1 protein-coding gene is annotated in these 306 nt (G+C 65.0%); it reads left to right on the forward strand.

Going from position 1 to position 306, the window contains the following annotated elements:
- The coding region (locus AB4048_RS29065; protein ID WP_442205385.1) for a phosphatase PAP2 family protein at positions 1 to 305 on the forward strand (305 nt) is incomplete at its 5' end.
- Position 306: the final 1 nt, after the last annotated feature.

Raw genomic sequence — 306 nt, forward strand, 5'->3', positions numbered from 1 at the left:
TCGTTCCTCACCTTGTTGAGGTGCACGACGCGAGCTTTCCAAGCGGGCACGCAACAGTGTCGATGGCGGCCTACCTGGCGTTTGCCATTCTAGCCAGCACTCTCGGCCGCCCGCCCCGGCAGGGCCGGTTCTTCCTGCCGGTCGCAGCGACGGTGTCCCTTATCATCGGCACCAGCCGCGTCTATCTGGGTGTCCACTACCCGAGCGACGTCGTTGCAGGCTGGGCGATCGGCGCTGGGTGGGCCCTTCTATGCTGGTCGATTTTTGCGAGGCGCGTTGTCGCGCGCGATCTTGACGGCAGGTAGC

This window comes from Rhizobium sp. RAF56 (assembly GCF_052113965.1).
In the GTDB taxonomy this organism is placed as follows: Bacteria; Pseudomonadota; Alphaproteobacteria; order Rhizobiales; family Rhizobiaceae; genus Rhizobium.